The sequence below is a fragment of the Campylobacter sp. BCW_6877 genome, assembly GCF_001762445.1.
In the GTDB taxonomy this organism is placed as follows: Bacteria; Campylobacterota; Campylobacteria; order Campylobacterales; family Campylobacteraceae; genus Campylobacter_D; species Campylobacter_D jejuni.
The window spans coordinates 1-7,814 of the sequence record NZ_MJWW01000021.1 but is presented as its reverse complement, the minus strand read 5'-3'; the positions used below and the strand labels follow the sequence as shown (position 1 = coordinate 7,814).

At 31.8% G+C, this 7,814-nt stretch carries 4 protein-coding genes and 1 pseudogene; 2 read left to right on the top strand and 3 right to left on the bottom strand.

Annotation, left to right across the window (positions count from 1 at the left end; translation table 11 throughout):
- Positions 1-1,751, bottom strand: a 1,751-nt coding sequence (locus AJ936_RS01600) for a methyl-accepting chemotaxis protein (protein ID WP_070273987.1), incomplete at its 3' end; no start/stop codon positions are given.
- A 168-nt stretch (positions 1,752-1,919) separates the two neighbouring features.
- Between AJ936_RS01600 and zupT the strand changes: the two genes are divergently transcribed.
- Complete coding sequence (gene zupT, locus AJ936_RS01595; RefSeq protein WP_044794573.1) at positions 1,920-2,795, top strand: zinc transporter ZupT; 876 nt, start codon at positions 1,920-1,922, stop codon at positions 2,793-2,795.
- 24 nt (positions 2,796-2,819) lie between these two features.
- Here zupT and AJ936_RS01590 read toward each other — a convergent pair whose 3' ends face one another.
- Both AJ936_RS01590 and AJ936_RS01585 read right to left on the bottom strand, forming a co-directional pair.
- Entirely contained in the window at positions 2,820-5,336 is a 2,517-nt protein-coding gene (locus AJ936_RS01590; protein ID WP_053872516.1) for a molybdopterin guanine dinucleotide-containing S/N-oxide reductase, read from the bottom strand.
- Positions 5,337-5,346: 10 nt separating this feature from the next.
- A complete protein-coding gene (locus AJ936_RS01585; protein ID WP_070273986.1) occupies positions 5,347-5,922 on the bottom strand; it encodes a cytochrome c3 family protein in 576 nt (191 codons plus the stop codon).
- Between the two features lie 618 nt (positions 5,923-6,540).
- On the opposite strand from AJ936_RS01585, the pseudogene AJ936_RS10740 reads away from it, so the two are divergent.
- Positions 6,541-7,814 (top strand): annotated as a pseudogene (locus AJ936_RS10740) (methyl-accepting chemotaxis protein); the annotation flags it as partial.

Sequence of the window (7,814 nt, the reverse complement as noted above, 5' to 3'; positions counted from 1 at the left end):
ATACCTGTAACATTTTTAATCTCTTCAGATTGAGTGATAACATCACTAGTTTTAACTGAAACATTTTGCATAGAAGAAGTGATCTCTTCTAAAGCTGCTGCAGTTTCTTCTAAAGATTGAGCTTGAGAATTTGAAGAAGTGGTTAAGCTTTGAACAGCAGTTTGTAATTTTCCACTTTCATTAGCTAAAGCATTAGCAAAGTCTGAACTTTGTTTTAGCATTTTAACTATTTCATCACCTAAAGCATTAGTAGTTAATTCAACACTTCCTGAAGCATTAGAGATTTTATTTCTAAAATCTAAGCTTTTGTATTCTTCAAATATTTTATGAATAACATTCATATCAGAACCTACTCTAGCTTGTAAAACATCAAGAAGTTTATTTAGAACATTTTTAAGTTCAATAAGTTGTGGGTTTCTTGGATTAGCAGTAATTCTTGCTGTTAAATTACCACCTTCTACAACTGATACGGTTTGAACTGACTCTTTAACAGCTTGATTGTCTTGTTCTAAACCTTTTTTAGTAGCAAGGATGTTTTCGTTGATCATTTTGCCCATTTTTCCAAGTTCATCATCGGCTTTGATTGAAATTAAATCAACTTCGTGTTTTTCGTGATTTAAAAAACGAAAGAAATTTTCTAAAGATTTTAAAATGACAGGAATTCTAGATCCAACTATTTTTTTAACGCAGACATAAACTATAATCAATATGACAAGTAGTATAAAAAAAGAAATAACGATAAAAATAATTTCTAGTTTCTTTAAAGGTGCTAAAACTGAATTTTTAGGAGCAGTTACAACCATACTCCAATAACTTGAATTATTTGCAGTGCTAAAAGATGAAACGGATGCATAGCTTAAATCTCCAGTTGAAGCAACATAATCATCTATTATAACAGTTTTGTGTTCTTTAACAGCGTTATTGACTAACTCCACAGAGGGATCTTTATTTATATCATTGAGTGTTTTTAAAATGGCATTATGATTTTTATGAATGGCAATAACACCTTTATCAGTCATTAAAAATCTTAAATCCCCTTCAAAAAAATCTAATTTTGGATCAAGTATGGTTTCAGAAACTTCAGAAAAATCTAAAGTATATCCAGCAACTCCAATCAATTTACCTTTATTATTAAAAATAGGCATTCCAAAATTAATACCTAGAAAATCTTTTCCATCGTAGTTAAGTTTAGTTGGTGGCCCAACAAATAAACTGTCTTTATCTCCATATTTAGCGTTTTTTTCTACTTGCTCTATAATCTTTAAATTACCAAAATTATTTGGCGTTTGAATCGTTTCTATTCCTCCAGATTTTCCAGTGGTTTGATCAAAATAAATCATAGCAAAAGTTTTACCATCAGAACTTGTGTATCTTTTATCAATTCCTTGAGCATCCCCTAGCACTGAAGTATCTTTTAAATACAAAAAAGTATAAGCTGAATATAAACTACTATCAAATAAATTTTTCATTAAGCTTTCAATCAAATCAGCATCAACTTGATTATTATGTTCAAACATATCATTTAAGGAAGTTGCGGTTCCTTTTGTAAGTGCAACAGTTTCATTTAGAATACCTTCCATATAATTGGTGTATCTTTTTGAAGCTAAAAATATTGAATCCTTGGCCTCTTTCTCCATATTTTCAGAAATATATATGGAAACTGTTGAAACTAATACGATAATGCCTAAAATTACCCCTATAGCTACAGATAGAATAAGCTTAGTGCTTATATTTAAAGAACGAAAATTCATATTTTTTCCTTAACTTTTAAAAATTTATAAAAAACTTAGTATAGTATTCTATATTTTTTTAAAATATTCTTAAAAATTTTAATATCTTTTGTATTTTTACCATATGTTAACTTTTTATAAATATAAGTATTTAAAATATTGAAATTTTATTGAAGTTAAGAATTATTAATGCAATTTACCTTTGAACAGATTTTTATCGCAATGCTACTGACTCTTTTTGCAGGTTTTTCTACAGCTATAGGTTCTATAATAGCCTTTTTTTCTAGAAAAGATGATTTAAGGGTGCTTTCTTTAGGACTTGGTTTTTCAGCTGGGGTAATGATATATATTTCTTTCATGGAAATTTTACCCACTGCACTTAAAGATTTTAAAAATCACTATGATTCGCATTGGGCTGAGCTTTTGGGATTGGCTTGTTTTTTTGGTGGAATTTTAATATCTTTATTGATTGATAAATTAATCCCCGAAGATGTCAATCCTCACGAGCCTAAAAAGGATTTAAGCGAGTTAAAAATTTGTCCCTTACCTCAAAAAGGACAAAATCCTCCGAAATTTCATCCTGGAGAAAAATTACATCAGATCAATACTAAAGCTTTAAAACGCACAGGGATTTTTACAGCTTTAGCTATTGCTATACATAATTTCCCAGAAGGTTTTGCTACTTTTATTTCGAGTCTTGATAATCTTACTTTAGGAATTGCTATAGCTATAGCTGTGGCTATACACAATATCCCTGAAGGTTTGGCCGTGAGTTTGCCAATTTACCATGCTACAGGAGATAAGAAAAAAGCTTTTATTTATTCAGCTCTTTCGGGTTTTGCAGAACCTTTGGGTGCTTTTGTTGGAGCTTTGATTTTATTGCCTTTTATAGGCGATCTTACTTTAGCTATAAGTTTTGCTGTGATTGCAGGAATTATGGTTTTTATATCTCTTGATGAACTTTTGCCCGCTGCAAAAACTTATGATAAGGCCCATGATAGTTTATATGGACTTATATTAGGAATGGCAATAATGGCTTTAAGTTTAAATTTGCTTGGACAATAGAAAGCCTTACGGCTTTCTTGCAATTTAATTCACACCTTTTGGCGCATTAAAGGCAGTAAGTTTTGGTAGTTCACCTTTAAATTTTTCTATGTTTACGAGCCCTGTGTGAGAGATATTGCCATTGGCAAGTTTTGAAGTTGGCATATCCATGGTTAAAACATTTGCATTTCCACATTTGCAAAGTCCGTTTTCATTAGGATCATACCAAGCACCTTCACAAAGCCTTACAACCCCTTGCATGATTTCATCGCTTACAACAGCCCCTGCTAAAACTTCACCGCGTTTGTTAAACACGCGTACTACATCGCCATTTTTTATACCAAGTTTTTTTGCATCTTTGGAATTGATTAAAATCGGCTCTCTATCTTTTATTGCATAAGTATCTCTTAAGCTTGTGTGGCAAAGTTGAGAGTGCAAGCGATCTCTTGGGTGATTTGTAAGTAAGTGGAAAGGTGCTTCTTTGGTTGCATTTCCAAGCCATTCAATAGGCTCAAACCAAGTAGGATGGGCTTTGCAATCATCATAATTATAATTTTTAATCGCTTCTGAGTAAATTTCAATGAGTCCTGAATCTGTACCCAGAGCATTTAAGATAGGATCTTCTATAAATTCTGAAAAACGAGTCCATTCTAAACTTTCAGCTGTTGGTTCAAAAGTGATTGGTTCATTTTTAGCCCAAAATTCTTCAAAACTTGGCATAGGAGCAGCAAAAGCTTCGCCAAAACTTTGAGTTTGTTTTAGGGCACTGTTGTAGTATTCTTTGATGAAATCTTTAGCTTTTTTGCCATTTTCTGTGTAGGCATTAAAGACATCTTTTCCATAAATTTTACAAATATCAGAGAAAATTACATAATCATCTTTGCTTTCACCCACAGGCTCAACTGCTTGTTTCATAGGAACTATATGCATATTTGAATAATCTCCTGTCATGGTAATATCATCTCTTTCATAAGATGAAGTTGCAGGCATAACAATATCTGCCATTTTAGCTGTTGGAGTCCAGTAAATTTCATTTACCACAACGGTGCGTGGTTTTCTCCATGCTTTTACGTTAGTGTTGGTATCTTGATGGTGCACTAAAGGATTTCCGCCTACCCAGTAAATAAAATCAATATCAGGATAGGTAAGCTTAGAGCCGTTGTGATCTATAGTTTTTCCAGGGTGAAGTAAAGCATCGGCGATTCTTGCTACAGGGAAAGAATAACTCGCTGCATTTTGAAGCCATTCTGCGCCTTCGTTTGAAGTTTCGCTTTTTGCTAAACCTTTAAATTTACCATTTTTCCAAATCCCTAAACTACCTGCTGTCATACCGCCGATAACTCCGCCTTTGCAAGTTGGAACACCGCCATTGCTATAATGATAGCTTAGTCCAAAACCACCTCCTTTTGTGCCGATTTGTCCTAACATTGCACAAAGAGTAACTAGCATCCAGTGAGGCTGTTCGCCATGATGTGCTCTTTGCATACCCCAACCACTCATAATCATAGTAGGATTATCGTAAAAAGTTTCAGCTAAATTTTTGATAGTTTTTTCATCGATACCACAAATTTTACTTGCCCATTTGGTATCTTTTTTAACTCCATTTTCTTTGCCTTCTAAATAATCTTTAAATTTATCAAAGCCTGTAGTGTAAGTGTCTAAAAACTCGTAATTGACTTTTTTCTTAGCAATTAAATGGCTTGCCATACCCATCATTAAAGCCACATCGGTATTTGGGCGTGGAGCTATCCATTTGGCATTTAAAAATTTCGCTGTAGTGGTTTTTACAGGATCTATACAAATTATTTTGATTTTACTGTTTTTAAGTTTTTCAAAATACGCCAACCCTCTTTGTTCGTTTGAAGTCCAAGCTATGCGTAAAGTAGAAAGCGGATCAGCACCCCAAACCACAACATATTTAGAATCGCTTAAGATATTTTCCCATGAGGTTTGTTGCTCATAAACTTCAATCGATCCTACAACATAAGGCATAATCACTTGAGAAGCTCCTGTAGAATAGTCCCCAGTAGCTCCTACAAATCCACCTGTTACATTTAAAAATCTATGAAGCAAGATACGTGAGTTTTGCATATTTCCACTTGATTTCCAGCCATAACTTCCACCAAAAATTGCACTTGCACCTTTGCTATCTCTTGTTTTTTTAAGTTCTTTGGCGATGAGTTTGATCGCTTCATCATAACTTACGCGGACAAATTCATCTTTTCCACGAAGTTCAGGTTTAGGATTGTCAGGATTTTCAAGGTAGGATTTACGCACATAAGGGTATTTCACACGAGATTTATAAACCATATCAGCAGTGTAGTGCTGTAAAGGATTATCCATTTTTGTAACTTTTTCCCAAGGTTCACTTTTTACTATTTTGCCATCTTTTATAGTGAGTTTTAAAATCCCCCAGTGTGCTGCAGTGATCACTTCTCCATTTTTTACAAGTCCGAGGCTAACTTTTGAAGCTTCTACGGTTTTTCCTGCACTTAAGCTTGGAATGAGAGGTAAAGCACTTAAGCTCGCTCCAATTTTTAAAAATTTTCTTCTATCTAGCATGCTTTTCTCCTTATTTTGTTTTAAAATCTTTTGCGTTTTTTTGTAAGTATTCTATAACTAGCCATCTGTCTTTTTTATCAATACCTGTTCTATCAGCCATAGAACGGAAAATTGCAGGCCAAGCATTAGCTGTAAATTCTTTTTCTTTGTGGATAGCATGACAAATTCCGCAGTTATTTACAAAAAGCTCTTTGGCTCGACTTAACATTTCTTTATTGTCTTTGACAAATTCTTTTTGATTTGCCCAAATTTCAAGGCTTACCTTATCCCATTTTCCATCTTTTCCAGTTATTCTTTGAGAGAAATTTAATTTTGTATTTTTAGAAAAAGCTGCAACAATAATTCTTTGAGAGTCATTGAAATAAATCACAGAAGGTGCTTTAGGATTTACATAACCATCAATTTTTAGCAAAACTTTGTTATTTTCGCTTTTTAACACTTCAAAAGGATTTGTAGGTAAAAGTCTTCCTATGACTTTAGCATCATCTTTATTAAGATAAAGTGATACAACTTCATCGGTATAGGCGGTATTTTCTGCCCATAAACATGTCGCTAGGACAACAAAAGAAATGAAAATCTTTTTCATTGCTATTCCTTAATATAAATTTGATGTAAATGTATTTTAACACTATTTAATTTAATTATTAATTAATATTAACAAAATATTAATTAATAATTAATAACTTTTTTAGAAAAAAATAAGCATTTTATAGTTATAATTTAGAAAATAAATATACAAGAAAGGAAGACAATGTTAAAATCTATTGGAACTAAATTAACCCTTTCAGTAATTGGAAGTGTTATGGTTAGCTTAGTCTTTATGATTGCCATCATATCATGGAAAGTTTCTCAAAATATGGAAAAAGAAGCAGAAATTGCTCTAGACATAGCTTCAAAAAGATATGTAAATTATATGCAATCCACGCTTAATGAACCTTTTTTACTCTCTAAAGCATTAGGTACTAGCATACAACAAGTTATTAATGATAATGGGAATATTGACATTAATGTATTGGAAAATTTAACCAAAAAAACATTAGATTCAAGTATGCATACCACTTATGCTTTTTTGTACATTAAAGATCTTTCAGTCTTATCAGGAAATAAAGAAAAAGACATTCAAAATGGAAATTTATCTATTGTTTATAATGATTCAACTCCAGGGATTGACGGAGGTATTAAAACATTTATACAAAATAAAAATATGTATAACAGTATACCTGTAATCTCAAAAATTGAAAACAATGTGCACAATGGAGAGCAAAAGGTTATTTTTGGTTCAGTTAAGCGTCTTGATTATGGTAATGGAGAATTTTTAGGAATAAACTTAGGAATGCCTATTTTTAATCAAAAAGGAGATTTTGCAGGAGTTATTGGTTTCTCTTTAGAGCTTTCACAGATGTCTAAAGCTTTACTTAATCCTTCATTAAATTTTCACGAAGGAGATCAAAGATTACTACTTACAGATGATGGAACATTTGTTATTCATGAAAATCCTAAAGCTGTTTTGCAAAAAATCAATGAATACAACCATTCTCCTTCTGTAGCTCCTATATTAAGTGCTATTAAAGAACATAGAGATCTTTTAATCAATAATTTTTATACATCTACAGGTTTAACCAGTTATGCTTCGGTTTCTTCTTTTAGTACATTAGAAGATTCAAGTCGCTGGAGTATACTTGTAACAACCCCTAAAAATTCAGTTTTAAAACCTTTATATCATCTTCAGTTAATTATAGTTGCTGTAGTTGTTATATTTTTAATTATAATTTCAGCTATTGTATATATGTGTATAAAATATATGGTAAGTGCAAAAATTAATTCAATTTTTAAATCTTTGCAAAATTTCTTTGACTTCATCAATCATAAAACAAAAAATGTTTCTACTATAGAAGTAAAAAGCAATGATGAATTTGGACAAATCTCAAGTGCTATCAACGAAAACATCCTTGCTACTAAAAAAGGTTTAGAACAAGACAATCAAGCTGTTAAAGAGTCAGTTCAAACCGTATCAGTTGTAGAAGGTGGTAATTTAACAGCAAGAATTACTGCTAATCCAAGAAACCCACAACTTATTGAACTTAAAAATGTTCTAAATAAACTTCTTGATGTTTTACAAGCTAGAGTAGGTTCTGATATGAATGTTATTCATAAAATATTTGAAGAATACAAAAGCTTAGATTTTAGAAATAAAATCTCTAATGCTTCAGGAAGTGTTGAATTAACTACTAATGCTTTAGGTGATGAAATAGTTAAAATGCTAAAACAAAGTTCAGACTTTGCTAATGCTTTAGCTAATGAAAGTGGAAAATTACAAACTGCTGTTCAAAGCTTAACCACTTCTTCAAATTCTCAAGCTCAATCTTTAGAAGAAACTGCAGCAGCTTTAGAAGAGATCACTTCTTCTATGCAAAATGTTTCAGTTAAAACTAGTGATGTTATCACTCAATCTGAAGAGATTAAAAATGTTACAGGTAT